Below are 26,092 nucleotides of genomic sequence, written 5' to 3' on the forward strand. Positions count from 1 at the left end.
TACAATACCTTGATAATTCTTCTTCATTCATTGTAAATGTTTCCATTACAATTTTAAGTTTATCTTCTTTTCTCCATCTCTTAAGTCGATTAGGATTACTATTGGGTATTAATTTGCCTTCTATTCTAGCTTTTCTCTTCCACCCATAGATAGTGTTTGTAGATACTCCTGTTTCCTTAGATACCTGTGATACTTTTTTATTTATTGGCGGAGATATTTGCCTTAATATATCTTCAATGTATTCTTTATTATAGCTCTTATTTTTCATATAGATTGTCATCCTTTCTTTACTCACAATTATTATAACATCTATATGACAACTATTCTAACACAGGGGGAAGGAATTAGATACGTAATAGATAAATGTCCTGCAAAAGCGATCGAGTATATTTAAAAAAATATAAAATCTGTTAAAAATAAAAAAGTCATCAGTAACAATTGTTACGTATATATGTTTGCTTATATGATAATATATATAAGATAAAAAATTTCAAGAGAGAAGGAGGAATTTAAGTGGTAGAAAAGGTTTACAATATGACAAATAGCAATGATAGAACAGTGGAAATGCTTATTTCAGATGAAAATGTACATTACTTACACATGATTTTTAATAAAGAGGAAGGACTTCCAGAACATTTTTCAAATTCTACTGTGTATATGACTGTACTGAAAGGAACACTATCTATAGGATTAGATGAACAAGAAATACATGAATACAAACAAGGAAGTATATTAAAAATACCATATAAAACTAAGATGAATGTAGGTAACAAGCATGATGAAATTCTAGAATTGATTGTTGTAAAGGCACCAGCTCCAGTTAAATAAGTATGGAGTATGATCAAAAAATTAATAGGGCTGTTGAATAATCCATGAAATATGTTATTCAACAGTTTTTTATTTATAAAAAAGAAGGCATAAATATTTATTAAGGAAGGTTATATTTGATATTCCTTTAAAGAGAAATGACCAATATGTTAAAAAAGGTACTTTAATGGAAAAGTGATTTGAACACAAAATAAAATTATAAAAATAGTAACATAAGATACCGATTTGATATATTTTTGATGATAAACTAATCGTAAATAAAGACATTATTTTGTAAAGGGAGATGGATACAACATAGATAAAAAATATTTTGATAAAAAGATACCTTATATGAGATTATAGAAAAATACAGTGAAGCCATAGCTAGAGTATGTTTTTTAGTAGGACATCACCATACATATGAAATAATTGATGATATTGATTTTCAAATTCTTGGAGAAGCAGACTTTTGGGTTAATATATACGAGGATATAATGAAAAAAGCTTCAATTATAAAAATAAGAAATAAATATTTAAAGACAAAGACAGGAAAAGTATTTTTAGAAAATTTATATTTAGTATAGCAATAAACGGTGAAGTATGCTAGATTAAAAAACAAGGCTAAAAAAGATAAAATATTTCTATAAGGATTATTTGTATGTGATGTTATTTGCTTTAAGGTGTCATGTGAGTGAAAATGATGAAGAAAGAATATATTAAAAAGATTAATAATTAATCTTGTGTGGAGGATATGGAATATGAATATTATCAATTTAAAAAGACAACATAATGACATAACCGGATTAGTGAACTACGTATTGAAGAAAATTGAAAATAATATGGTAGAACAAAATATCCAGGAAATTGTTCGAAATATAAATACCATTACTGGTAAACTAAAAATACATTTATTAAATGAAGATAAATATTTGTATCCTCATTTAATAAATAATACGGATATAACATTAGATGCATTTGGCAAGAAGTTTTTCGAAGAAATGGAAGAAGTTACTATGGTGTATGAAAATTACAAATCAAAATATAATACTGCTAACAAGATCAAACAAAATATTGAGGCATTTAATAAAGATACAAAACAAGTATTTAAGACATTGATGGATAGGATACAAAGAGAAGAAAATGAATTATATCCATTGTTAGGCTAAAATGGAAATGTAGTTTTTATAAAAACTATGCCTAATGTTTTTTTCAATTCCCTGTATAGAACGTAGAGTTTTTAATATATTACCACTTCTATCTATTTCATGAAAAGAAATGGATAGAAGTGGTAATAATCGTATTTTGTTTTTCTATGTCTGCTTATAATTTTTAGTGACCATTTAATATACATTTGAGCAATATACTTTGTTATCTGTTTTTGAATTAAATTCAATTGCATAAATTATTCATTCTTCATAAGTTTTTCTAATATTTGTATACCTATTTTTGTTTTAAAATATGGGTAAACTTCAAGTGCTTTCTTTTGAATAGACTCGTCTTCAAAGCAATTAACCAATAAATCAGCTTCTATTAATATTTGATGTTCTATTCCTTGATCAATATTATAATTATGATGATTTAATACTAAATTTAGGATAGTATTCCTATATGACGGAAGATAATTACATGTATTTAAAAAATGTTTAACTAAGGATGGAGCCTCAATTTGTTGATTTTCTTGACAAGCATCTCCGTATTTTTCTTTACAAAGCTTAATTGCTATATCATGTAAAATTGCAGCAGCGCATAGTAATTGCTGTTTTTCTGGTGAAAGGTTCTCATGTTCACCTATTAATTTAGATAGTGAATAAACCTTTAGAATATGTTGTGTTCTACGAGGATGTCCATTTTTAAATAAAACTGCCATTAGCAATAGTTGGGATTCATCATTCATCATCTTATTTTACCATTTCTAATCGAAATACATTGATAACATCTGCATCTGGGCAACAAAATCGTATATCACCATTTGAACTACAAGGTGGCATCCCTCCATATCTCAAAATATCAATATAAGGAAATGCTACATGCATAGCCATAGGACAAAGTTTTCCCCTATCTGTATCAAAATCAAATTTATCTCCAATTTTGTGTCCACGGTGGCAAGCATGTTTTCCTATACGATCAATCAATGAAATTATTATTTTATGTTTTTTCATTTTACATCATCCTTTCTTAATTTTATAGTATAAAGAATATTCAATTTTTGATGTTGCGATTGCAACGTTATTGGCTTGTATGTATAATTATTTAAAAGGGGATGTGTATTATGAAAGATTATATTGATAATATTAGTCAGTTATCGTTATTTTCAGGAATTAAAACAGAAGATTTAAATCCTATGCTTACATGCTTAGGGAGTTATATCCGTAATTACAAAAAAGGCGAATTTATTTTTTTATCTAGTGAACCTATTCAATCAGTTGGAATTATCCTGCAAGGCACTATTCACATGATAAAAGAAGATATATGGGGGAATAAAACTATTTTGGCATTTATGAAGAAAGGGGAACTCTTTGGTGAAACTTTTGCCTGTGGAAATCAACTAAATTCCGCAGTAACATTTTATGCTTCTACTAATTGTGAAATTTTGTATATGCCATTCTATAAAATAATACATGCCTGTAACATGTCCTGTGTTTTCCATCATCGTTTAATTGAAAATATGGTTCGTTTAATTGCTGATAAGAATACACAACTTATGCAAAAGTTAGAAATTATTTCAAAAAAAACTCTTCGAGAGAAAATTCTTACTTATATGTCTTTACAGGCACAGCTTCATGAGAGTAGCTATTTTGAAATTCCATTAGGTAGGTTAGAGCTTGCAGATTACCTATGTGCTGATAGAAGCGCTCTTACTCGAGAATTAAATAATATGAAGAGTGATGGAATTATTGATTTTCAAAAAAATTATTTTCATTTATTAAAAAAGCATTAGAATGTTGCCACTGCAACATCCTAATGTTTTTTTAATAAATATAATAGAATCATACTATATGTGAATAAATTAACAATAGGGAAATTGTTAATTTGAGAAAGCTGTCAATTTATTTTAGGAGAGTTATTAGGTACTCTATTAAAATTTACTTGAAATTGTTTTATATAAATAAAATAAGGGAAGAGGTGTTTTCTATGGGTTATATTGCAACAAATCTGGAGTTAGATTCCTTTATGTCAGAATTGGCAAAAAAATATCGTATTTTTGCACCTAAACGCTTTGTAAATAGTGGGATTTTTTCTGATACTGATTGTATTAGATATGGAGAGATCTCTTCAGTAAATGAAATGGTTTTTGATGAAAAATCTCAATATTCTTTCAAAGAGACCATTTTACCAATTATTCAAACCTTATTCTTTTTTACAGAAGGAAATACAAATGAAGCAGATATTCCTCAAAAGGATATTATCGTGTTCCTACGAAGTTGTGATATGCACGGAGTAAAGCGACTTGATGATATGTATCTTAATAATGGTCCAGCTGACTATTATTATCATCAGATTCGAGATAAAGTGAAATTTATTCTTATGGGATGCAAACAATCTTTTGAAAATTGTTTTTGCGTAAGCATGGGTACTAATCGTACAGATAGATATGACATGAGCATTGACCAATATGATGACATATATCGAATTGACTGTAAAAATAAAGTATGGCAAAAACAGCTTGATGATATGAATATTCCGCAAGAAGCTGTCACACCTGCATATGTCACAGAAAATTCAACTAGCGTTTCTATTCCCGAAAATCTTGATTTTACAGTAACTAAAAGTAAGATGTGGGATGAATATGATACGCGCTGTATAGGTTGTGGTCGTTGTAATTTTGTATGTCCTACTTGCACTTGTTTCTCGATGCAAGATATGTTTTATAGTGAAAATGGTAAGGTGGGTGAACGTCGTAGAGTTTGGGCTTCTTGTATGGTAGATGGATTTACTGATGTCGCTGGTGGCGGAAGCTACCGTCAGAAAAAAGGACAAAGAATGCGCTTTAAGGTTCTTCATAAGGTTCATGATTATAAGCAGCGCAATGGTTATCACATGTGTGTAGGTTGTGGGCGTTGTGATGATATCTGTCCTGAATATATTTCATTTTCAAATTGTATCAATAAATTATCTAAAGCTATGAAGGAGGTGTCAAAATAATGATACGCAATGATTATGTTCCTTTTGTATCTGAAATAAAAGATGTCATTAAACATACTGACATTGAATATACTTTTCGTATGGCTTATGTAGGAGAAGTAAAACCAGGGCAGTTTTTTGAAGTTTCTATACCTAAGTATGGTGAAGCTCCTATTTCAGTCAGTGGAATCGGAAAAGATTTTATTGACTTAACCATCAGACGTGTAGGTAAGGTTACGGATGAAGTCTTTGAGCATTATGTAGGAGATAGCTTATTGCTTAGAGGTCCTTATGGCAATGGTTTTGATATAAACATTTACAAAGGACGAGAACTTGTTGTAATTGCTGGTGGTACAGGGCTTTCTCCTGTTCGTGGTGTAGTAGATTACTTTTCAAAACATACAGATGAAGTGGAAAGTCTCACATTAATCAGTGGATTTAAAAAACCAAATGATATTTTGTTTTCAGAAGATTTAGCACGTTGGAAAGAAAGCATGAATGTTATTCTTACAGTGGATTATGCAGATGGTGATACTGAATGCCAAGTAGGTCTTGTTACAGAATATATTCCAAAACTAAAACTAAATAATAAAAATAATACAACTGCAATTGTTGTTGGACCTCCGGCGATGATGAAATTTTCTGTACAGGGATTACTTAACATTGGTATACCAGAAGAAAATATATGGGTTTCCCAAGAACGTAAGATGTGTTGTGGACTTGGAAAATGTGGTCATTGCAAAATCGGTGACGTTTATGTTTGTTTAGATGGTCCAGTTTTTAATTACACAAAAAGCAAAACACTAATTGATTAAAGGAGGCAGAAAAATGGATATCAATACTAAAATTTTAAAAAAGAATGCATTTCGTGTTACAAAAACTCGTGGCATTACTGCCTCTCGTGTACGTGTTCCTGGGGGACATCTGGATGTGAAATATCTTAGCAAAATTCAAGAAATTGCTCAGACTTATGGTAATGGAACGATCCATATTACCAGTCGCCAAGGCTTTGAAATTCCAGGAATACCTTTTGAGAAAATTCCAGAAGTAAATATTGCTCTACAAGAGTTAATTGAAGGACTTGAAATCAATCAAGAAGATGCTGGTTCTGGGTATCTGGCAGCAGGTACACGTAATATTACCGCATGTATTGGTAATAGAGTTTGCCCTTTTGCGTGCTATGATACCACCGGATTGGCTAAAAGAATTGAAAAAGCAGTTTTCCCTAACGACTTGCATTTTAAAATTGCACTTACAGGATGTCCAAATGATTGTGCTAAAGTAAGAATGCATGATTTTGGTATTATGGGGATGACATTACCTGCTTTAGATGCTTCTCGTTGTATAAATTGTGGAGCTTGTGTTAGGGTATGTAGTAAAAAATCAGTTGGTGCACTTAAAACAGAAAATTATCGCCCTGTCCGTAATGAAGAAAAATGTATTGGTTGTGGAGAGTGTGTGCTAAATTGTCCTAATATGGCTTGGTTAAGAAGTACTAAAAAATATTATCGCTTGACTCTTTTGGGGCGAACAGGTAAGAAAAATCCCCGTTTAGGTGAAGATTTTATCAAATGGATTGATGAAGACAGTATTATCAAAATTATACTTAATACCTATGATTATGTAAAAGAATATATAGACCCAAATGCACCGGGCGGTAAAGAACATATCGGTTATATTGTAGATCGTACGGGATTTGAAGAATTTAAAAAATGGACACTTAAAGATGTGTCGTTACCAGAAATAGCAGAAGTATATTCATCAATTTATTGGAAAGGTATAAAATACTAAAGATTTTATTTTATCTATAGCTGTTTTTTATTTTTGTATCTATGGATACTGAATATAAAAAAGGTTAATCATATAATTAAAACATAGATTTGTTATAGATGAATTGAAAAAAGGAGGAATAAATAATGAAAATTTTAAAAGAAATGACTATTGGTGAAGTTGTTAGAAATTATCCGGAGTGTGTAGAGGTTCTCTTTGGTTTTGGTATGGGTTGTGTAGGGTGTCCATCAGCACAAGCAGAAACAATAGAAGAAGCAAGTCAAGTTCATGGCATAGAGATTGAAAAACTTATGAAGGCATTAAATGAGGCTGTAAGATGAGGAGAGGAATAATATGAGTGCATTTTTAGGAAAAATTCATTATTGGCTATATGACAAAATTCAACTGCATGAAAAAATTATAGAGGAAATAATTCGTATATCTAAAAATAAAGGTTATAACAGTGATATGATGGTAAAAGAAAGTTATTCTAGATATGGGTTTCCTGTAAGAGGTGTATTAGAAAATGAAATAGAGCATTCTAATATTCATGGCTGGCTTCAGGAAAGAATAATAAGCGTTGAAAGCAGGTTAGCATATGTTGTAAATGAATTGTTAAAGAATAAGATTGTTAAAAGAGAAGAACTTTGTGAGATTTTTTATGAAAATGCAGCAGGTACTATGAAAGAACTTGGAGTTAATGAGGGATTGCCACAAGATTTCTTTAATTTAATTTTTGATTATATGCTTGAAGGAATGCCATGTGATAGAGTAAATGAGATCATTGAAAACAATGAAACGATGATTCAGTGGAAAACTATAAGAGATATTCATAAACAATATTGGGATGCAGCTGGGGGAGATGTTAATAATTTTTATTCATTAAGAGATGCGTGGATTAATGGATTCTTAGAAGCTAGTGGTATGGAATATAAATATACTAGAACAGAAGAAGGTATAAATACAATAAGGCAGGTGTGATTATATGGATGGCATCGAATTAATGGTAGAGGAACACAAAAATATAAAGAGAATGCTCAAGGTAATTAGAAAAGCTTGTATAGATGTTATGAATGGAAAAGAAATAGATTTTAAAGATTTTAAAAACATGATTGATTTTGTAAGAAATTATGCAGATAAGCATCATCATGAAAAGGAAGAGAAGATTTTATTTAACAGAATGGTAGATGAAATTGGTGGCACGGCCGAGAAAATAGTCAAATATGGAATGCTTGTCGAACATGATTTTGGAAGGATGTATATGAAGGATCTTGAAGAAGCTCTTGATAAAGCTAACGCAGGTGATGATGAGGCAAAGCTTGATGTAATAGCAAATGCTGTATCATATACACATTTATTATCTAGACATATAGATAAAGAGGATAATGTTATATACTCTTTTGCTAGGAGAGAACTTGGTAAAGAAACATTAAATAAAGTCAATATGGAGTGCGATACTTTTGAAGAGGAAAATATTAGATTGGGAGTACAAAATAAGTATATTAAAATGTTAGAAAAGTTGGAGGAAAAATATAAGTAATGTAGAGGACTGAGTTGAAATGGTTTTTTATGATGATATTTCAAAATATTATGATAGTATTTTTCCAATTTCAAAGGATACTGTTGAGTTTATAAGGAGCGCAGTAGGAATTCCTCCGAAAGGTGTCCTTGATGTTGCTTGTGGTACAGGAGGATATGCAATGGAGTTGGATAAGTATGGTTATAATTTAATAGCAGTTGATTTAGATAGTAAAATGATTCAAGAATTAAGTAAAAAAACAAATAATCTAGGAAGTAAAGTTAAGTTTTTGCAAGCAGATATGATAGATTTGTTTGATAAATTTGAGAAAGCTACATTTGAAGCTATATATTGTATTGGTAACTCATTGGTTCATCTGGATAGTTTAAGTCAAATTAGAGATTTTTTTATAGATGTCCGTAAGTTACTAGTAGAGAATGGAGCATTTATTTTTCAAATAATTAATTATGATAGAGTTATTTCAAAAGATATTAAATCACTACCAACAATAGTTAATGAATTGGTTCCTTTAAAATTTGAAAGGATTTATGACTACGAAAAATCAAGAAATAAAATTATATTCAAAACTATTTTATCAGTGCCAAATAAAACAATAAAAAATGAAATTAATCTTACTCCATTAATGCATGATGAGGTGATTTTTTTGCTAAAGGGTGCTGGATTTAAAGAAATTAATACTTATGGAGATTTTAAGAAAAACAGTTTTGATAAAAACAATTCCTATTCGCTTATAATAGAGGCAAAATAAAAGAGACGTAGATGTCTCTTTTACTTTGCCTAATAATCACAAAAACTTTTAAGTACGTCAATATTTTTTATTTTAAATGTGGACAAATGAAAATCAATAATACCCTCATCACGCAGTTCACATATTTCTCTAGACAGAGAGGGGCGTGATACATTTAAAAAATCAGCAAGTTCATTGCGTTTTAGGGGTATGGTTAAGGTATTATTTTTGGCATTTTCATATTGATCTAATAAATACAAACAAATTTTACTTCTTATACTTTTAAGCGAGAGGTATTCAACTTTTTTATTTAGCATTAAACCTTTATCGGATATTACTTTTATAAAATTCCCAAGCATTAAAGTATGCCAAGAACAATTTTTACCGCACCTAGCTATAAGACTTGAATTGGTAAAAAATAAAATCTTACAAGATGATTGTGCCATTACTGTTACTGGCCATATTTTACGGCTTGAAAATACAAACATTTCACCAAATAAACCGCCTTTTTTTATTAGAGACATTACAACTCTGTCTCCTTTGGCATTTTCTTTAGTGATAATTACTTCCCCTTCTAAAACTAAACCAAATCTATCAATTGTTTCACCAGAACTTATTATGAACTCATTCTTATTATAATCATATATCTGGGGCGTTAAGCAGTGGAAAAGCGAAAATATTTCGTCAGTATCTATACCATGAAATAAAGGCGATTTTTTAATTACATTAATATATTGATCTATCATAAAATCCCATCCTTTTGTATCCTCAGATACCGAATTGTCTTAATAATTATAATATAATAATCACATAGAAATAACAAGACTTCAATTCGAAATAAGATAATAAATTAGGAGGTATATCATGTCAAATATGTTTTGTTTTTAATGTCAAGAAGCAGCAGGGGGAAAAGGCTGTACAATAAAAGGGGTGTGTGGTAAAACTTCAGATGTGGCAAAAGCTCAAGACTTATTAGTATATGCAACAAAAGGATTAGCGATAGTGAGTAATGAGGGAAGAAAGGTTGGCGTAATTGATGCCAAAGTGGATAAATATATAACAGAAAATTTATTTTCTACAATAACTAATGCAAATTTTGATAGAGAAGTTCTTTTAGATAGAGTAAGGAAAACTTTAAAATTAAGAGAAGAATTAAAGCATAAAGTTGTAAATGCTGGTGGACAAATTGGAGAAACTAAAGATCATGGAGGATTCTTTAAGAAATTATTTGGATTGGCATCAAGTAAAGTTGTTATTCCTGATGCTGTAGCATGGCTAGAGGACAATGTTAGCAGGTTTGAAGCAAAAGCTGAGACGGTAGGAATATTAGCAACTAAAAATGAAGACGTAAGAAGTTTAAGAGAACTTGTTATCTATGGACTTAAGGGTTTATCAGCATATATGAAGCATGCTATGAACTTAGGATACAATGACGTAGAAGTTCATGGGTTTATGGCTAAAGCTTTAGCTGCTACCTTGGATGATTCACTATCTGTGGAGGAGTTAGTAGCACTTGCATTAGAGGCAGGAAAATATGGTGTAACTGCAATGGCTTTACTTGATAAGGCTAATACTGAAACTTATGGAAACCCTGAAATTACAAAGGTTGATATTGGAGTTAGAAAAAATCCTGGAATATTAATTTCTGGACATGATTTAAAAGACCTTCAAATGTTATTAGAGCAAACAGAAGGAACTGGGGTAGATGTTTATACCCACAGCGAAATGTTAGCCGGACAATATTATCCAGCATTTAAGAAGTACGATCATTTTGCAGGAAACTATGGAAATGCATGGTGGAAGTAAGGGGAAGAGTTTGAAAAATTTAATGGAGTAATTCTAATGACTACAAACTGCGTAGTTCCTCCAAAAGATTCATATAAGAAAAGGTTATTTACAACAGGAGCTACAGGCGTACCAGGTTGTAAGCATATTGAGGCAGATGAAAATGGAAATAAGGATTTTTCAAAGCTGATTGCTTTGGCTAAACAATGCAAAGCTCCAACCGAAATAGAAAAAGGAGAAATTATAGGTGGATTTGCACACAATCAAGTGTTAGCTCTTGCTGATAAGGTTGTAGATGCTGTTAAGACTGGTGCTATAAAGAGATTTTTTGTAATGGCTGGTTGTGATGGTAGAGCAAAATCAAGAAATTACTATACTGAATTTGCAGAAAAACTTCCAAAGGATACGGTTATATTAACGGCAGGATGTGCAAAATATAAGTATAATAAATTAAGTCTTGGCGATATTGGTGGACTCCCAAGAGTTTTAGATGCAGGACAATGTAATGATTCATATTCATTAGTTGTTATAGCATTAAAACTCCAAGAAGTATTTGGACTTGATGATGTAAATAAACTTCCTATATCATATAATATAGCCTGGTATGAGCAAAAGGCTGTAATAGTATTGTTAGCATTACTACACCTTGGAGTTAAGAACATTCATTTAGGACCAACCCTTCCAGCATTCCTTTCACCTAATGTGGCTAAAGTTTTAGTAGAGAATTTTGGAATAGCAGGAATAGGAGCTGTTGAAGAAGATTTGAAACTATTTTTAGGATAAATATCTTTCTTGTCAAATTAATTACGTTAGGAACTAAGCAAGATGAAATACTAGAATTGATTATTGTAAAGACATCAGCTCTAGTTAAATAAGTATGTAGATAGGATTAAAAGCTTAAAAGAACCGTTGAATAATCTATAAAAATATATTATTCAACGGTTCTTTTTATATAAAACCACTGGTGAAGATTAGACAATAAAGTTTATAAATAATTATAAACTCACTATATTATAATAAATTTGTACTCATGTTGCGGTAGCAACATCAATTATTATTATAAAGGTTATACTTAAATTAGTTAGAAATAAGGGTGTTTTCAAATTGTATAAACCTAAAAGTACTTTAATTGATAGAGATTCATCTATAAAAATATAATTTAGACAATATTTTTTATTGATAGTATAAAGATATAAAAAATTGGAGGGAATTATTTTGTATTATAATATTTCAGAAAATCTTTATGTACTTGGAAAAGTTATTATTAAACCTGATAAGCAATTTTCATTTCTTTCCTATCTGCTTACTGGAGAGGCAAACATTTTGATTGATACAGTTCCAGTTAAGTATACAGAACAATTTTTACAGGATATTGAAGATATCATTGGAACAGCTCAACTAGATGCTATCATTTTAAATCATTCTGAAGAGGATCATAGTGGAGCATTACAAGCAATAGTTGAAAAGTATCCCAAAACACCTATCTACTGTACAAATGCTTGCAAGATACGATTATCCAAAACACTTCCATATATAAATTACCATAATATTTATAATGGAGAAATTCTAAATATTTCAACGTATGAATTTCAATTTTATGAAACTCCTGGATTACATTGGGACGATAATATGGTTACATTTTTAAAATCAAAAGGAATTTTATTTTCAAACGATTTATTTGGGCAATATGCAGGGGCAGAGCCGCCATTGGATTTGGATTATTCTCTGGAAGATATTCTTTATTTAGCAACATCTTATTACAAAAAAGTATTTTCAAATGCAACATTAGAAGAAAAAAAGGTTATTGCTACATTGAATAATCTTCCTATTAAAATGATTGCTCCTGGTCATGGTGTGATTTTGAAAGATTTTCTTTTTGATATTGTGAATTACTATATGGAGAATATTAAGTAGTAACCATCTATAAAACAACAACATATATAGATATACGAAAGATATATGTGTACGTGGATATTATTAGTATACAATTTTAGAGACAGGTATCAGTGTAAAGCTACAATTTTGTGAAGATAAATTATAATTAATATAGATTAGATAAAAAAATCTAAAGAAAGGATATTTAAAAATGACCCATATCTGTTGTATTGAATATGCAAAGAAAGATTTATTTGGGGCGATTGTAGGTCTTGCTCGTTCTGTTGAAGGAAATAAAAATCGTCCTACTGAAAGTACCCATAATGCCTTATTGTTAGGATTACGTATGTTTATTTCCGACAAGGAATATACTTATCTGGAAATTAAAAATCATATTGAAATTTTGCATACCGAAAAATTTAAATTAGTTAATCGTTGTTTAACATGTATTAATCCATGTGGACGAAATGATGATTATGATGTGGCAAGACTAGATGATTTAAAAACAGAACTAAAAGAATGGAAATATACTTTGTTATCCAGCATTATGTCCATGGAACCGATCTTACGAAATATGACAGCTAACAGATATTGTTATGAAGAAACAATTATGTTTTTGTATGATGCACTCTTTATCATCGGATCCGAGTGTGATAAAAAGGAAATTTGTCATATGTTGATGAATGGTGGAAGAATTTATCAGAAAATATTTACCGAATATTTGAATGCTTGTAAATAGGAATTTAATACTAGAAAAAAAGATTATGGAAATTATAAAATAAAGAATCATGGATAAATCATTAAAGATTATTGAGAGCGTGTAGAAATTTTATTTGTTTTTTTTAGTATGGAGGTGTACAATCATATGCTTAATAATGTCACATTATATATTTCCTCGTGTACAGGAAATACTCAAAAACTTGCACAAGCAATTCAGACAAGACTACAACATTTTTCTTACCAATTGACTGTTCAGAAAAGTAGTAAAAGTAATGCCTTATCAAAAGATGATGATTTAATCATTCTCTGTTTTTGGTGTAGAAAATCTACCCTTGATTCTCGCAGTAAAAAGATTATAGATATGTGTCAAAATAGAAAAATACTTGCTTTTGGGACAATGGGAAGTTATCCAAACAGTACTTATGGACAAACGGTAAAAAGTAATGTTTTCGATTATATAAGCAAAAATAATCAATGTCTAGGTATATTTTTAAGTCAAGGAAAAATACCTCCAGAAAGAACACAAAAAAGAAGGAAACTACCACCAGATCATCCCCATTTCCTGGATGAAACAGGTGTTGAAAGACATTTGGCTTCACGGATACATCCAGATGTAAAAGATTTACAAAATGCTGTTAATTTTCTTGAACATACATTAAAAAAATATTATGCTTATCCTATTTCTATAGCTGTTTCCACATGTATAGATGGCGAACCTTGTATAAAATGTGGATTATGCTCCAGTGTATAATTATTAATAATGGAGAGTTATCTGGCAAGTGTTGTGGTAATCTTGTATTCTTTTGATTCCTACATATGTATTGCTTACATAATTTAAAAATTCGAAAAATTGAATAACCGAAAGAAATGAGGGTATATATGAATGAAAGATGTAGTTGGAGTTTTGCAATGAGCATTTTTTAGGATGAATATTCTCATTGCAATATAGTTACTGGAATCACATCTTGTCATTATTTTGAACTAGAAAATATTAAACTAACAGGAAAAAGTTATTAAATAATTGATAATGGTATCATAGGATACCGAGTTTATATTAAAAATCATTTATTATAAAGGTATAAATTCATAATAATTTTTTAAATTTAAAGGAGGTTTTTAAATGAGTATGTTTTGTTATCAATGTCAAGAAACTGCTAAAGGGACAGGCTGTACAATTAGAGGAGTCTGTGGAAAGACAGACAAGGTTGCAAATTTACAAGATTTAATGATCTATACCCTAAAAGGAATTGCCATACTTCAAGAAAAGGGATTAGAAAAAGGGATTAGATTTTCTAAAGCGAATCATTTTATGTTAAATGGATTATTTATGACAATTACTAATGCGAACTTTGATGATGCTGCATTTGTTGAAAAAATAAAAGAAGCTATAATACTTAGAGAAGAAGTAAAGAAAAAATTAATAGATCAGGGAGTAAATTTAGGAGAGTTATGTGATGCGGCTACTTTTGAAGTGAAATCAGATTCAGAAATTTTTGCAAAGGCAGACTCTATTGGAGTAGGTATATTAGCAACAGAGAATGAAGATGTACGTTCTTTAAGAGAATTAATTACTTATGGACTCAAAGGGATGGCAGCTTATGCTGAACATGCACTTAATTTAGGAAAAGAAAATGAAGAAATTTATGATTTTATTGTAAAGGCTTTAGCTTCTACATCAAATGATGCATTGAGCGTAGATGATTTAGTAGCGCTTACTTTAGAAACAGGAAAATTTGGAGTGAATACTATGGCTATGCTAGATGCAGCCAATACGGGTGCATATGGAAACCCAGAAATCACAGAGGTAAATATTGGAGTTAGAAGTAATCCTGCTATATTAATATCAGGACATGATTTGAAAGACTTAGAAGAACTCTTAGAACAAACAAAGGATACAGGTGTAGATGTTTATACCCATGGGGAAATGCTACCAGCTCATTATTATCCATTCTTTAAGAAATATTCAAATTTTGTAGGAAATTATGGAAATGCATGGTGGAAACAAAATGAAGAATTTGAATCCTTCAACGGACCAATATTATTTACAACAAACTGTATTATACCACCAAGAGAAAGCTATGCGGATCGAGTTTATACTACAGGTGCTACTGGATATCCAGAATTTAAATATATAAAGAATAGAGAAGATGGTAAAGCGAAGGATTTTAGCGATATTATAGAGCATGCGAAAAGATTACCAGCACCTAAAGAAATTGAAAATGGTAAAATCGTTGGAGGTTTTGCTCATGCACAAGTATTTGCTTTAGCAGATAAGGTAGTAGAAGCCGTGAAATCTGGAGCGATTAAAAAATTCTTTGTTATGGCTGGCTGTGATGGAAGGATGAAGTCAAGAAGCTATTATACAGAATTTGCAGAAAAATTACCCAAAGATACAGTTATATTAACAGCAGGATGTGCTAAATATCGCTATAATAAGCTTGATTTAGGTGATATTGGTGGAATTCCAAGAGTTTTAGATGCAGGTCAATGTAATGATTCATATTCACTAGCGGTAATTGCTTTAAAGTTAAAAGAAGTCTTTGAGTTAAACGATGTAAATGAATTACCTATTGCTTATAATATTGCATGGTATGAGCAAAAAGCTGTGATTGTACTTTTAGCATTACTTTATTTAGGTGTAAAAAATATTCATTTAGGACCAACGCTACCAGCATTCCTTTCACAAAATGTAGCAAAAGTATTAGTAGAGAATTTTGGCATAGCAGGGATAGGAACTGTTGATGAAGATTTAAAAATGTTTTTAGAATAATATATACTGATCCAAGCATTAACGAAGAAATGAAACGTTAATGCTTGGATTTTGATTTTTTAGATTAATTATGTAAAATATTTATCAAAGCATCTTCACTTAAGATGACAATTTTTCTGTTTTCAATATCGATAATTTTTTGATTACAAAGAATTTTTAATTCTCTAAATAAAGATGGTCTAGACACATTTAGGTGTTCGGACCATCTTTTTTTAGAATAAGGTAATTGAATAACATTATTGTGTCTATATTCATCCATCAAATAAAGTAATGAAAATGCGATTTTCTGTTGAATTGAGGAATAAGATAATAACTCTGTTTTTAGGTTTAATAAAAGAACTCTATTAGAAAGTGAAGTTAAAAAATTAGATAGTAAATAGGTATCACTGTTTAGTAAATAAAGCATATTTTCTTTATTAATGATAAGAATTTTACTTTTTGTTTTTGAGAATATATTACAAGGATATGTATTTGTTTTTGAAAAAACGGAGCCTTCTCCAAATAAGTCTCCTTCTTTTTTGTAGAGAATAGTTACAATTTTTCCAGAAGCTAAATTTTTTTGTACTTCAATGCAACCTTCTAGAATAATTCCAATATATTCAGCTGGCTGCTCTACACTAAAAATTAAATCTCCTTTATCATAGGATTTTATAATGTATTTAATTGAAGATAAAATATTGTTTATTTCATTTTGTGTCTTATGTTTGAAAATAATTGATTTAGAAAGAAAGTTAGCAATATTTTTCATCACGACCTCCTAAATTCTAAAAAAATTTTAAAAAGAGTATCTCTAGATACATGTAATATAAAATTATTATACTATAATGATAATGAAAAGTAAATGAAAAAGATAATCAATATCAATAGAAAGGGAGATAAATTAGTGATATATAGTATTGGAATAGATATTGGGTATGCTACATTAAAATGTGTGGTATTAAACAATAAAAAAGAACAAATTTTTATTAACAGCACTTTTCATCATGGAAATATAAATCAATTATTAATTGAACAGTTGAGCAATATTAAAAAAAAATTTAATACGAAAAATTATTATGTAGGAATTACCGGAAAACATGGAAATATTTTAAGACAAAATCATATAACTGATATCTCATCACTTATAGAAGGGGTTTTGTATAAAAATGAAAAAGTTCAATCTATTATAGAAATCGGAGCTCAAAGCTCTAGATTTATTACAAATTTTTCAAAAGATAATAGAACAAATATTAAATTTTCTATGAATTCAAGTTGTTCAGCTGGAACCGGATCTTTTTTAGAGGAGCAAGTATCAAGACTAGGGATTAAATTAGAGGAATACTCAAGCTATATTCAAAAGGCTACTAAAATACCTAGAATTGCAGGACGATGTAGTGTGTTTTCTAAGACGGATATGATTCACCATCAACAGGATGGGGTTAAAATTGAAGACATATTGCTTGGGCTTTCTTATGCCCTTGTTAGAAATTACAAAGGGAATGTTGTACAGCGAATGAATATTAAAAAACCAGTTATGTTTGTAGGTGGGGTAGCAAACAATGAAGGTGTTGTAAATGCATTAAAAGATATTTTTCAGTTTTCTGATGATGAACTGATTGTGACGAGTGATTGCTCAAAAATAGGAGCTTTAGGCGCAGCTTTGTTAGCCATAAATAAAAATATGCTATGCAATCTTCAAAATTTATTGAATGAGTTAGAATATCTTGATATAAGAAATGAAGATGTAAGTTTTTATGAACCTCTTAAAGGATATGGCGAAAATGATTATGAAAATAAGCATGTTTGTAAAATTGTAAAAAAAACAATGGTTGATGGCTATATAGGAATAGATATAGGATCTACGAGTACGAATCTTGTATTAATTGATAAGAATAAAGAGGTTTTATCCTATAGATATTTAAGAACGAAAGGAGATCCTAAAAAAGCTGTAGATATAGGAATACAATCTATTCAAGACGAATTCGAGGGAAAACTTAATATAACAGGGATTGGTACAACGGGTTCGGGTAGAATGATGATTGGCAAGAAGATAAAAGCAGATTTAATTGTAAATGAAATTACAGCACAGGCAAAAGGGGCTATTGAAATAGACAAAGATGTAGATACAATCTTTGAAATAGGCGGGCAAGATTCAAAATATATAAAGGTACAAGATGGTCGTGTCATTGATTTTGAAATGAATAAGATTTGTGCTGCAGGAACAGGTTCATTTATTGAGGAACAAGCAAAAAAATTAGGAATTCCTATAGAAGAATATGAAAAAATTGCTTTAAAAGGAAATAAGCCTTTGAATTTAGGTGATCGGTGTACGGTTTTTATAGAAGGCAATATTTCAAAGGCAATAGCTCAAGGAAAGAGTAAAGAAAATATTACGGCAGGGCTTAGCTATTCTATTGTAAATAATTATTTAAACAAAGTGGTTGCGAATAAACTCATAGGCAATAAAATTTTCTTGCAAGGAGGAATTGCATACAATCAAGCAGTAGTAAATGCCTTTAGAGCAGTACTTGGCAAGGAAATTTATGTACCACCTTTTTTCAGTGTTACAGGTGCTTATGGGGTAGCATTATTAACAAAAGAAGAAGTGGAGAATAAAAAAGATGAAAAAATCAGGTCTACTGAATTACCAGATATGGAAAACGAAATAAAAGAGTTATTTTTAAAAGGTTATACAGAAAACATTGATGATAAAAAACTTACTATAGGAATACCTAGAGTTTTATTTATTCACAAATTATTCCCAATGTTCAATGAATTTTTTAAAGCTTTAGGATTTAATGTTTTACTGTCAGAAGAAACCAATGAAGAAATCATTGCATTTAGTCAAGAGTATGCATTAGATGAGACTTGTTATCCAATAAAATTGATTAATGGCCATGTGGCAACCCTTATTCATAAAGATGTAGATTATATATTTTTACCTAGCTTATATACTATGAAGCATCCAGTATCTAAAACAAGAGAAGATTATGCATGTGTATATATGCAGACTGCACCTCAGATTGTAGCAAAGACTATGAACTTAAAAGAGAAAGGGATTCAACTCTTATCTCCTGCATTGTCTTTCAAATTTGGTAAAAAATATATGATGCAAACTTTAATGGAGTTAGGGAAAAAACTTGGAAAAAATAAATTTCAGACTACATTGGCATTGACAAAAGGAATGAAAAGATTTAAGCAATTTGAAGAAGAGGTTGAAAAACTAGGAAAAGAGTTAATAGATTCCCTTAAAGAAGATGAAAAAGCATTTGTTATTATTACAAGAGCTTATGGGATAGCAGATCAAGGGCTAAATATGGAAATTCCAAGAAAGTTGAGAGAAAGGGGGCATAAAGTACTTACTTTATCCAATCTTCCAGCGCACAGCTATGACTTATCTGATGATTATCCCAATATGTATTGGCCTTTTGGTCAACATATTTTATCAGGAGCAAAGATCATAAAGGAGAATAAAAATCTTTATGCTATATATCTTACAAATCATGGATGTGGACCAGATACTATATTGAGTCATTATTTCAAGGAAGAGATGGGAGATAAGCCATATTTGCATATAGAGGTAGATGAGCATGCATCAAATGTAGGTGTGATGACTAGATTAGAAGCGTTTATAGAAAGTTTGAAAAATAGCAAAATAGATAAAGAAATAAAGAAAAAAGATAAAAAGAGAACAAACGAGTATAAAAACAATAAAAAGTTGTATATACCTTATATATATCCATATAGTCCTTTATTACAAGGAATATTAAAGAAAAAAGGAATAGATGTAAACCTTCTTTCACCTATGGATGAAAAATCCTTAGAAATAGGGAAAAAGTATGCTATATCAAAGGAATATCTATCTTTAACAGCTTTATTAGGAGATGTATTTTCACAAATTCAAAAAATAGATCAAATAAATGGATGTATATGGGTGCCTCAAACAGAAGGAAGTGAAACCTTTGGACAATATGGTAGATTATTAGAGCAAAAAATCAAACTGGAAGGCTATGAGGATATTGAAATTGAATCGCCATTTATAGAAGATTTATTAGAAGATAAAAAGTATGGGGAAGATTTTTCGTTAATATTGATTGCAGGGGATATGATTATGGCTGCAGATATAGAAGATCGTCATGAATACCTAGAAGAAATATTAAAAGCGATCGAATGTGGAAATTTTAACGAAAGATTATTGATAAGAATAGCCAATTGTATTTATAAAAAATTATCAGAAAGAAAATATGAAAAATCAATTTATGCATTGGGAGAATTGAGTATAGTATTTAACCCTGTACTCAATCATCATCAACTTGAAAAATTAGAGGATAAAAATAAAGTTTATTATGAACCTGTTTCTGAAGTCATGTATTTTGAATGGATGGATTTTTTAAGAAAAGAAAAAAGAAAACATCCAATAATAAAAGATATTTTGATAAAAATGAAAAATATTATAAACCAGGTTTCTAAAGCACTTGGAGAATACAGTCCATTTGATAAAGATATAGATGAAATGATAAAAATGGCTGATAGAAAATTACCGTTATACTGTGGAGGAAATGGAAGATATAGAATGGCGAAATCATTAAGAGGTTTAGAGAACATTCATGGCATACTTCATTTGAATTCAATGTATGAAAATACGGGAACTATATTAAAAATTTTGAAGGAGCAAGATGAAAATGTCTCCACGAAGCCTACTATAGAATTATGCTTTGATGGGAGTTCACATAGTGGAAATGATGAAAAAATTCAAAATTTCATTTATTATATATAAAAAATGAGGAGGAATAGAAATGCAAGAAAAATTTTTGAAGAACATACCTTTTGAGGAAGTATTGGAGTTAAAGAGTTTAATAAATTATGCAGAGGGAAGGGTAAGTAGTAAAACTCTTGTACAAAGGAATGATTTGAGTATCACATTGTTTGCCTTTGACAAGGGGGAGGGATTAAGTACCCATTCTGCCCCTGGAGATGCAATGGTATATGTTATAGAAGGTAGTGTGAAAGTTACTATTGGACATGATACAGAAGTTGTATTGAAGGAAGGGCAGATAGCAGTTATGCCTGCAAATATTCCACATGCATTAGAGTCTATTGAAAAATATAAAATGTTGCTTATCGTTGTAAAGCCTCAAAAAGTTAAATAATAGATAGGAGTGATAATTGTGACAGGAAAATATATTAAAAATATTGATTTTGAGGAAATATTGGATTTTAAACAATTAATTGATTATGCAGAAGGTGGCATAGAAAGTCGTACTTTTGCACAAAGAGAAGATTTTAGTATGACTTTATTTGCTTTTGAACAAGGAGAAGGAGTAAGTGCTTTTTCAATGCCTGGTGATACAATGTTTTATATAGTCGAAGGTAAGTTAGAAGTGATTATTGATGAAGACAGGAGATTTCTTCTTGAAGAAGGTGAATCAATTGTTGTACCTACAGATAAATTGTTTAGTTATAATGCATTAGAAAAGTCAAAATTGTTAATTATTATTGTTAAGGAACAAAAATATGGAGTGAATAAATTATGAAAAAAAAGAGTATATTGATTTTGATTGCAATATTGTGTAGTGCGATGATTTTTGGTTGCAGTCAATCACAAAATAAAGATAAGGAAATAATAAATGAAACGCCAAAAGAAGAAATAAGTATTATTATGAGTGGACCAAAGGCACCACCTACATTTCCTTTACTTAGAATGATGGAAACAAATGCATTAGGAGAACATGTAAAAATCGATTTTAAAATATGGAATAGTGTAGAAGAACTATTGGCTATGGCTACTGGTTCAGAACATGGCTTTTTAGCGGTACCTGTAAATACAGCTGCTAAGCTATATAATAAGGGTGTGGATATAAAGCTTACAAATGTAAATACTTGGGGAGTGATGTATTTATCAACTACAGATCCTAAATGTAATCAATGGGAAGATTTAAGAGGTAAGAAACTGTATATTCCTTTTAAAAGCGCTCCACCTGACATTGTGACACAATATTTATTAAAAGAACATGGATTAGAAGTTGGAAAAGATATTAAAATAATTTATTCAACACCATCAGAAATTGCACAGATGGTAAAGGCAGAAGAAATAGAATATGCTATGAATATAGAACCTTTTATAACTGCAAGCAAAATAGACAATAAAAAGGTAAGAGTAATTTTTGATTATATGGATGAATGGAAAAAAATAAAAGGAACTGAATATGATATTCCGAATGCAGGGATTGTTATAAACAATAAATTATTGAAAGAAAATAAAGAATTGGTGACATTATTTGAAGAGGAATATGAAAAAGCTCTCATATGGACACTAAAAAACCCTAAAGAATCAGGGGAATTAGTGGAAAAATATCTAGGGCTAAATAAAGATTTAATAGAAAAAGCTATACCAACTTTAGGACTTAATTATAAACAGTCTAATGATGGTAAGAAGGATTTAAATGAATATTATGAAACACTTTTAAATTTTAAAGCAGATAGTATTGGAGGGAAAACTCCAAATGAAAGCTTCTATTACGAAAAATAATAGAGATATTTTTAAAACAATTATTAGCATACTTGTACTTTGGGGAGGATTATCTATGATTTATTCACCAATAATTCTTCCTGGGCCTATTAAAACATTGCAAGATGTATGGAATGTCTTGATGGATGCCCAATTTTTAAATCATGTATGGATTACTTTGAAAAGACTTTGTATAGGTCTTTTTGGAGCAATTTTGTTAGGGAGTATTTTAGGGATTGCAATAGGTGAATGTAAAAGAATAAAGTATTTATTCGAGCCTGTATTTCATATTATACAGGCTACACCACCTATATCATGGTTAGCTCTTGGAATTATTTGGTTTGGATTGGATGGTCAGGCTACTGTATTTATTGTATTTATTGCAAGTATACCCATAATGATTATTAATATTGTAGAAGGGTTTGAAAATATTGATCCTAAGCTGACTGAAATGGCAAGGATTTTTCATTTTCAAAACAAGGATGTATTATTTGATATTATACTTCCATCATTGAAATCTTATTTTAAATCTGGAATAACTATAGCTGTTGGATTAGGATGGAAATTAGTGATAATGGGGGAAGTTCTAAGCTCTAGCACTGGTATAGGAGCACAAATTACGAATGCACGATTAAATATTGAAACAAGCAAGGTACTAGCATGGACTATCATTGTCATTTTATTAGGATTTTTATCTCAAAAGTTAATAGACTTTGTATTCGATTTTGGAAATAAGGGGATAGAGCATAATGATTTTACAAATGAACAAAATAGAAAAAAGTTTTGGAAGTTCTTTTGTATTAAAAGATTTTTCGCTAAAGGTTAATAAAGAAGAAATCCTTTGTATTGTTGGGCCATCTGGATGTGGAAAATCTACAATGCTTAATATTATATCAGGATATTTGGTTCCTTCTAGAGGAGAGATCGTGAACAAAAGCAAAAATATTAGTTATGTATTTCAAGAGGACCGATTGCTTCCATGGAAAAATGTTTATGAAAATATTCATATTGTAAATAAAATAGCTTCAAAAGATAAAATAAAAGCATTGATTGAAAAGGTAGAGCTTATAGGGTTTGAAAATCATTATCCTTCAGAGTTAAGTGGTGGAATGAGACAACGCTGCTCTATTGCAAGGGCTTTTAATTATGAAGCTGATTTATTACTTATGGATGAACCCTTTAAGTCCCTTGATTATAATTTAAGATTTCATATGATTGAACAACTCATAAAGCTTTGGGAAATGAAGCAAAATTCGATTATATTTGTTACTCATGAAATAGATGAAGCGCTTTTGCTTGGGGATAGAATTGTAGTTTTATCAAACCGACCTACAAGAATAATGAAAGAATTTCAAATAAAAATATCTAGAAGGAAAAGGAATTTAAAAGATAAAATACTGATGAACATAAGAAATGAGATTGTGGATTATCTTGTAAGATAATAGATACTGTATTGGTATAGATAAAGTACTAAATGCTTTTCCCAATAATGAAGAAATACTTAGTTTAGCAGAGCTTATTTAAAAGGGGTTTTGTACTAAACGTAACTTATTTCAATAACCTCTTTTTTATGTATTAACAGAAATTATAAGATTGAAGTAAGTCTTATTCTTTATTCAATGAACATAAAATAGTTACTCAAAAAGAATCAGCGATGGTTACAAGTTCAATATCCGTTACAGGCGAGTATTTGTTTCAATTTCAGAAATTGTAGTTTTTTCTAGTTCAATCCCTTGAACAGTCAATCTTGTTAATAAATCAATTTGAGTTACTTTTGGTGTTGATTTATGACGTGCTTGACGAACATGATCACCTATTAAATTTTTCATATTTTTGTTTGTTATAACAATCATGAAATAATCACCTGTATTTTTTATGTATAAACTTGATTATAGAGCAAGTTTTATAAAAATTGGGGGAAAAATCATGAAAAAATAGAGATGCGTATGCAAGAGTTAAGGTAAGAACTGAATAAATTAATGAATAAAAAAGATAGTAGCAATAAAGACAAGATACTTAAGATTAATCGTAAATTAGATAAGGTTATATATGAATATATTAGAACAAAAAAGAATTAAATTATAAAATGCCTGTTGAGTGAAATTTAGCTTGGCAGGTTTTTTGTTGTAGTACTAGAAGAATAAAATATTTAAATCTGATTTTTTATTGAAAAATATTATTAGTAGTTTAAGAATTATGACATGAAGAAAAGTAGCTCGATGCAGCAATGTCATTTAGTTAAGCAATTTAAGGAGAGTTTTATACTTGAAATAGTAAAAGGCTCTCTTTTTTCTGTAAAATTTTATAAAACCCTTGACAAATTAATAAAAAAATGTGGCGAAGCCCCTTAAATATATGATTTTAAGGAGGTTTCGCTATATGAATAATTTTGCTACAGACGTTAAAGATACTTTATTTAAGCTGATTCATGATGTATCAAATGTTTCTTTTCTATTTTGTAAAAATTCAAATACGGATTTTACAAGAAATAGAAAATTAAATTTTGAGACTATGATTCATATGATGCTTACTATGGAAGGTGGCTCTCTATCCAAAGAAATGCTTGAATACTTTAGTTTTTCCACGGATACAGCTACGGTATCTGCTTTTAATCAACAGCGAAAAAAGATACTGCCTACGGCTTTTGAATTCCTTTTTCATGAATTTAACGCTCTTTATTCAGGCACTAAGAAATATGAAGGATACAATCTCATTGCATGTGATAGATCAGATATTAACATTTCTAGAAATCCAAGTGATATAGATACCTACTTTCACTCAAAATCATCAGGTAAAGGGTTTAACCAACTCCATTTAAATGCATTCTATAATATCCTTGAAAGGCGATACACAGATGCTTTAATACAGCCAGCCAGAAAGGAAAATGAATACCGTGCTATGGCAACCATGATAGATCGCTCAAATATTAATGACAAAACAATTATCATGGCTGATAGAGGTTATGAAAGTTACAATATTTTTGCACATGCTGAGAAAAAAGGTTGGAATTACTTAATCAGAGTTAAAGATAAAAATAGTAGTGGCATTGTTTCAGGTTTTAAGATTCCAGAAGAAGGCGAATTCGATATAACAATCAATACAATTCTAACAAGAAAACAAACAAGACAGGCGGTGTTTGTCAAGTAAGTTGGAGTCTGTAAATAACTTTGTGCTTTTAGGAAGTTTAAATCCAATCTGACAATAACTATTAAATTAAATAATATAGAACAAAATTGATACTAACTTTGATTATAGAATTGCCAAAGCTATATGATTATATTCATAAAATCTTATGGTTTTGGGAATAATCTTTATTAATGAAGAAATGGTTTCTAATGATAACTTACAGAACAAAAGCATCTATTCTGTCTTTAAAGAATATCATTAGTTGATTAAGGACTAAGTCCCAGTTTTTATAGTTTCTGTTCCATTTCTTCATTACATTTTGCCCCGCCAAATAAAGCATTTTTTCAAGGGATTGATCAGAAG

General features: G+C 29.9%; 27 protein-coding genes and 2 pseudogenes. 22 read left to right on the plus strand and 7 right to left on the minus strand.

Annotated features, from left to right (window positions below):
- Positions 1 to 268: transposase (locus Q326_RS0112365; protein ID WP_026895679.1), on the minus strand; the 268-nt coding region annotated here is incomplete at its 3' end.
- Between the two features lie 245 nt (positions 269 to 513).
- Between Q326_RS0112365 and Q326_RS0112370 the strand changes: the two genes are divergently transcribed.
- Both Q326_RS0112370 and Q326_RS0112380 read left to right on the plus strand, forming a co-directional pair.
- Complete coding sequence (locus Q326_RS0112370) at positions 514 to 828, plus strand: cupin domain-containing protein (protein WP_026895680.1); 315 nt, start codon at positions 514 to 516, stop codon at positions 826 to 828.
- A 737-nt stretch (positions 829 to 1,565) separates the two neighbouring features.
- Complete coding sequence (locus tag Q326_RS0112380) at positions 1,566 to 1,973, plus strand: hemerythrin domain-containing protein (protein WP_026895681.1); 408 nt, start codon at positions 1,566 to 1,568, stop codon at positions 1,971 to 1,973.
- Positions 1,974 to 2,209: 236 nt separating this feature from the next.
- Here Q326_RS0112380 and Q326_RS0112385 read toward each other — a convergent pair whose 3' ends face one another.
- Both Q326_RS0112385 and Q326_RS0112390 read right to left on the minus strand, forming a co-directional pair.
- Positions 2,210 to 2,701, minus strand: coding sequence for an HD domain-containing protein (locus Q326_RS0112385; protein ID WP_169733587.1), 492 nt, complete (start codon positions 2,699 to 2,701; stop codon positions 2,210 to 2,212).
- Positions 2,702 to 2,705: 4 nt separating this feature from the next.
- A complete protein-coding gene (locus Q326_RS0112390; protein WP_026895683.1) occupies positions 2,706 to 2,966 on the minus strand; it encodes a TIGR04076 family protein in 261 nt (86 codons plus the stop codon).
- 110 nt (positions 2,967 to 3,076) lie between these two features.
- On the opposite strand from Q326_RS0112390, the gene Q326_RS0112395 reads away from it, so the two are divergent.
- The 8 genes from Q326_RS0112395 (at position 3,077) to Q326_RS0112430 (ending at position 8,987) form a co-directional block, all read left to right on the plus strand.
- Positions 3,077 to 3,745 carry a Crp/Fnr family transcriptional regulator gene (locus Q326_RS0112395; RefSeq protein WP_026895684.1) on the plus strand — a complete coding sequence of 223 codons (669 nt, stop codon included), beginning with the start codon at positions 3,077 to 3,079 and terminating at the stop codon, positions 3,743 to 3,745.
- Positions 3,746 to 3,939: 194 nt separating this feature from the next.
- On the plus strand, positions 3,940 to 4,950 hold the full coding sequence (gene asrA, locus Q326_RS0112400) for an anaerobic sulfite reductase subunit AsrA (RefSeq protein WP_026895685.1): 1,011 nt from the start codon (positions 3,940 to 3,942) through the stop codon (positions 4,948 to 4,950).
- Complete coding sequence (gene asrB, locus Q326_RS0112405) at positions 4,950 to 5,744, plus strand: anaerobic sulfite reductase subunit AsrB (protein WP_026895686.1); 795 nt, start codon at positions 4,950 to 4,952, stop codon at positions 5,742 to 5,744. The genes asrA and asrB overlap by 1 nt, the downstream gene beginning before the upstream one ends.
- A 13-nt stretch (positions 5,745 to 5,757) precedes the next feature.
- Positions 5,758 to 6,720, plus strand: a complete 963-nt coding sequence (asrC, locus tag Q326_RS0112410; protein ID WP_026895687.1) for a sulfite reductase subunit C — start codon at positions 5,758 to 5,760, stop codon at positions 6,718 to 6,720.
- A 125-nt stretch (positions 6,721 to 6,845) separates the two neighbouring features.
- The gene (locus Q326_RS0112415; RefSeq protein WP_026895688.1) at positions 6,846 to 7,040 is read left to right on the plus strand and encodes a DUF1858 domain-containing protein; all 195 of its coding nucleotides are present in this window, start codon (positions 6,846 to 6,848) and stop codon (positions 7,038 to 7,040) included.
- 13 nt (positions 7,041 to 7,053) lie between these two features.
- Positions 7,054 to 7,680: a hypothetical protein gene (locus Q326_RS0112420; RefSeq protein WP_026895689.1), complete on the plus strand. Its 627-nt coding sequence runs from the start codon at positions 7,054 to 7,056 to the stop codon at positions 7,678 to 7,680.
- Between the two features lie 4 nt (positions 7,681 to 7,684).
- Complete coding sequence (locus tag Q326_RS0112425; RefSeq protein WP_026895690.1) at positions 7,685 to 8,239, plus strand: hemerythrin domain-containing protein; 555 nt, start codon at positions 7,685 to 7,687, stop codon at positions 8,237 to 8,239.
- Between the two features lie 19 nt (positions 8,240 to 8,258).
- Entirely contained in the window at positions 8,259 to 8,987 is a 729-nt protein-coding gene (locus tag Q326_RS0112430; protein ID WP_026895691.1) for a class I SAM-dependent DNA methyltransferase, read from the plus strand.
- Positions 8,988 to 9,016: 29 nt separating this feature from the next.
- Here Q326_RS0112430 and Q326_RS0112435 read toward each other — a convergent pair whose 3' ends face one another.
- The gene (locus Q326_RS0112435; RefSeq protein ID WP_026895692.1) at positions 9,017 to 9,712 is read right to left on the minus strand and encodes a Crp/Fnr family transcriptional regulator; all 696 of its coding nucleotides are present in this window, start codon (positions 9,710 to 9,712) and stop codon (positions 9,017 to 9,019) included.
- A gap of 175 nt (positions 9,713 to 9,887) precedes the next feature.
- Here Q326_RS0112435 and hcp (Q326_RS17315) point away from each other — a divergent pair.
- From hcp (Q326_RS17315) to hcp (Q326_RS0112460), 5 genes and pseudogenes are all read left to right on the plus strand, one after another.
- A pseudogene (gene hcp, locus Q326_RS17315) lies at positions 9,888 to 11,534 on the plus strand (hydroxylamine reductase).
- A gap of 432 nt (positions 11,535 to 11,966) precedes the next feature.
- On the plus strand, positions 11,967 to 12,665 hold the full coding sequence (locus Q326_RS0112445; RefSeq protein WP_026895693.1) for an FprA family A-type flavoprotein: 699 nt from the start codon (positions 11,967 to 11,969) through the stop codon (positions 12,663 to 12,665).
- 172 nt (positions 12,666 to 12,837) lie between these two features.
- On the plus strand, positions 12,838 to 13,365 hold the full coding sequence (locus Q326_RS0112450; protein ID WP_026895694.1) for a hypothetical protein: 528 nt from the start codon (positions 12,838 to 12,840) through the stop codon (positions 13,363 to 13,365).
- Between the two features lie 126 nt (positions 13,366 to 13,491).
- Positions 13,492 to 14,097: a flavodoxin family protein gene (locus Q326_RS0112455; RefSeq protein WP_026895695.1), complete on the plus strand. Its 606-nt coding sequence runs from the start codon at positions 13,492 to 13,494 to the stop codon at positions 14,095 to 14,097.
- Positions 14,098 to 14,466: 369 nt separating this feature from the next.
- Positions 14,467 to 16,116: a hydroxylamine reductase gene (gene hcp, locus Q326_RS0112460; RefSeq protein ID WP_026895696.1), complete on the plus strand. Its 1,650-nt coding sequence runs from the start codon at positions 14,467 to 14,469 to the stop codon at positions 16,114 to 16,116.
- 64 nt (positions 16,117 to 16,180) lie between these two features.
- Here the strand turns inward: hcp (Q326_RS0112460) and Q326_RS0112465 are convergent, their stop codons facing one another.
- Positions 16,181 to 16,864 (minus strand): Crp/Fnr family transcriptional regulator, encoded by a 684-nt coding sequence (locus tag Q326_RS0112465; protein ID WP_026895697.1) that lies wholly within the window; start codon positions 16,862 to 16,864, stop codon positions 16,181 to 16,183.
- Positions 16,865 to 16,999: 135 nt separating this feature from the next.
- Between Q326_RS0112465 and Q326_RS0112470 the strand changes: the two genes are divergently transcribed.
- Genes Q326_RS0112470 through Q326_RS0112495 form a run of 6 tightly spaced genes read left to right on the plus strand, consistent with a single transcriptional unit; the run spans position 17,000 to position 24,045 of the window.
- Positions 17,000 to 20,872, plus strand: a complete 3,873-nt coding sequence (locus tag Q326_RS0112470; RefSeq protein ID WP_245592108.1) for an acyl-CoA dehydratase activase — start codon at positions 17,000 to 17,002, stop codon at positions 20,870 to 20,872.
- Between the two features lie 19 nt (positions 20,873 to 20,891).
- The gene (locus Q326_RS0112475; RefSeq protein ID WP_026895699.1) at positions 20,892 to 21,245 is read left to right on the plus strand and encodes a cupin domain-containing protein; all 354 of its coding nucleotides are present in this window, start codon (positions 20,892 to 20,894) and stop codon (positions 21,243 to 21,245) included.
- Positions 21,246 to 21,263: 18 nt separating this feature from the next.
- Positions 21,264 to 21,629, plus strand: coding sequence for a cupin domain-containing protein (locus tag Q326_RS0112480; protein WP_026895700.1), 366 nt, complete (start codon positions 21,264 to 21,266; stop codon positions 21,627 to 21,629).
- Positions 21,626 to 22,624 (plus strand): ABC transporter substrate-binding protein, encoded by a 999-nt coding sequence (locus Q326_RS0112485; protein WP_026895701.1) that lies wholly within the window; start codon positions 21,626 to 21,628, stop codon positions 22,622 to 22,624. The genes Q326_RS0112480 and Q326_RS0112485 overlap by 4 nt, the downstream gene beginning before the upstream one ends.
- Positions 22,599 to 23,429 carry an ABC transporter permease gene (locus Q326_RS17320; RefSeq protein ID WP_051531449.1) on the plus strand — a complete coding sequence of 277 codons (831 nt, stop codon included), beginning with the start codon at positions 22,599 to 22,601 and terminating at the stop codon, positions 23,427 to 23,429. The genes Q326_RS0112485 and Q326_RS17320 overlap by 26 nt, the downstream gene beginning before the upstream one ends.
- The gene (locus tag Q326_RS0112495) at positions 23,353 to 24,045 is read left to right on the plus strand and encodes an ABC transporter ATP-binding protein (protein WP_026895702.1); all 693 of its coding nucleotides are present in this window, start codon (positions 23,353 to 23,355) and stop codon (positions 24,043 to 24,045) included. Before Q326_RS17320 ends, Q326_RS0112495 begins: the two co-directional genes overlap by 77 nt.
- Before the next feature lie 234 nt (positions 24,046 to 24,279).
- On the opposite strand, the gene Q326_RS17325 is transcribed toward Q326_RS0112495, so the two are convergent.
- On the minus strand, positions 24,280 to 24,456 hold the full coding sequence (locus tag Q326_RS17325) for a hypothetical protein (protein WP_245592109.1): 177 nt from the start codon (positions 24,454 to 24,456) through the stop codon (positions 24,280 to 24,282).
- A 526-nt stretch (positions 24,457 to 24,982) separates the two neighbouring features.
- Between Q326_RS17325 and Q326_RS17330 the strand changes: the two genes are divergently transcribed.
- Positions 24,983 to 25,750, plus strand: a complete 768-nt coding sequence (locus tag Q326_RS17330) for a transposase (protein WP_051531451.1) — start codon at positions 24,983 to 24,985, stop codon at positions 25,748 to 25,750.
- A gap of 196 nt (positions 25,751 to 25,946) precedes the next feature.
- Here the strand turns inward: Q326_RS17330 and Q326_RS19205 are convergent.
- Positions 25,947 to 26,092: pseudogene (locus tag Q326_RS19205) on the minus strand (IS256 family transposase); the annotation flags it as partial.

It is taken from the genome of Clostridiisalibacter paucivorans DSM 22131 (assembly GCF_000620125.1).
GTDB lineage: Bacteria > Bacillota > Clostridia > Tissierellales > Clostridiisalibacteraceae > Clostridiisalibacter > Clostridiisalibacter paucivorans.

Coding starts and splice junctions, on each gene's coding strand:
- Q326_RS0112415 (WP_026895688.1), top strand. CDS start 6,846: ATGAAAATTTTAAAAGAAATGACTATTGGTGAAGTTGTTAGAAATTAT.
- asrA (WP_026895685.1), top strand. CDS start 3,940: ATGGGTTATATTGCAACAAATCTGGAGTTAGATTCCTTTATGTCAGAA.
- Q326_RS0112390 (WP_026895683.1), bottom strand. CDS start 2,966: ATGAAAAAACATAAAATAATAATTTCATTGATTGATCGTATAGGAAAA.
- Q326_RS0112430 (WP_026895691.1), top strand. CDS start 8,259: ATGGTTTTTTATGATGATATTTCAAAATATTATGATAGTATTTTTCCA.
- Q326_RS0112435 (WP_026895692.1), bottom strand. CDS start 9,712: ATGATAGATCAATATATTAATGTAATTAAAAAATCGCCTTTATTTCAT.
- asrC (WP_026895687.1), top strand. CDS start 5,758: ATGGATATCAATACTAAAATTTTAAAAAAGAATGCATTTCGTGTTACA.
- Q326_RS0112455 (WP_026895695.1), top strand. CDS start 13,492: ATGCTTAATAATGTCACATTATATATTTCCTCGTGTACAGGAAATACT.
- Q326_RS0112450 (WP_026895694.1), top strand. CDS start 12,838: ATGACCCATATCTGTTGTATTGAATATGCAAAGAAAGATTTATTTGGG.
- Q326_RS0112465 (WP_026895697.1), bottom strand. CDS start 16,864: ATGAAAAATATTGCTAACTTTCTTTCTAAATCAATTATTTTCAAACAT.
- Q326_RS17320 (WP_051531449.1), top strand. CDS start 22,599: ATGAAAGCTTCTATTACGAAAAATAATAGAGATATTTTTAAAACAATT.
- Q326_RS17330 (WP_051531451.1), top strand. CDS start 24,983: ATGAATAATTTTGCTACAGACGTTAAAGATACTTTATTTAAGCTGATT.
- Q326_RS0112395 (WP_026895684.1), top strand. CDS start 3,077: ATGAAAGATTATATTGATAATATTAGTCAGTTATCGTTATTTTCAGGA.
- Q326_RS0112425 (WP_026895690.1), top strand. CDS start 7,685: ATGGATGGCATCGAATTAATGGTAGAGGAACACAAAAATATAAAGAGA.
- Q326_RS0112380 (WP_026895681.1), top strand. CDS start 1,566: ATGAATATTATCAATTTAAAAAGACAACATAATGACATAACCGGATTA.
- hcp (WP_026895696.1), top strand. CDS start 14,467: ATGAGTATGTTTTGTTATCAATGTCAAGAAACTGCTAAAGGGACAGGC.
- Q326_RS0112485 (WP_026895701.1), top strand. CDS start 21,626: ATGAAAAAAAAGAGTATATTGATTTTGATTGCAATATTGTGTAGTGCG.
- Q326_RS0112475 (WP_026895699.1), top strand. CDS start 20,892: ATGCAAGAAAAATTTTTGAAGAACATACCTTTTGAGGAAGTATTGGAG.
- Q326_RS0112420 (WP_026895689.1), top strand. CDS start 7,054: ATGAGTGCATTTTTAGGAAAAATTCATTATTGGCTATATGACAAAATT.
- Q326_RS17325 (WP_245592109.1), bottom strand. CDS start 24,456: ATGATTGTTATAACAAACAAAAATATGAAAAATTTAATAGGTGATCAT.
- asrB (WP_026895686.1), top strand. CDS start 4,950: ATGATACGCAATGATTATGTTCCTTTTGTATCTGAAATAAAAGATGTC.
- Q326_RS0112495 (WP_026895702.1), top strand. CDS start 23,353: ATGATTTTACAAATGAACAAAATAGAAAAAAGTTTTGGAAGTTCTTTT.
- Q326_RS0112385 (WP_169733587.1), bottom strand. CDS start 2,701: ATGAATGATGAATCCCAACTATTGCTAATGGCAGTTTTATTTAAAAAT.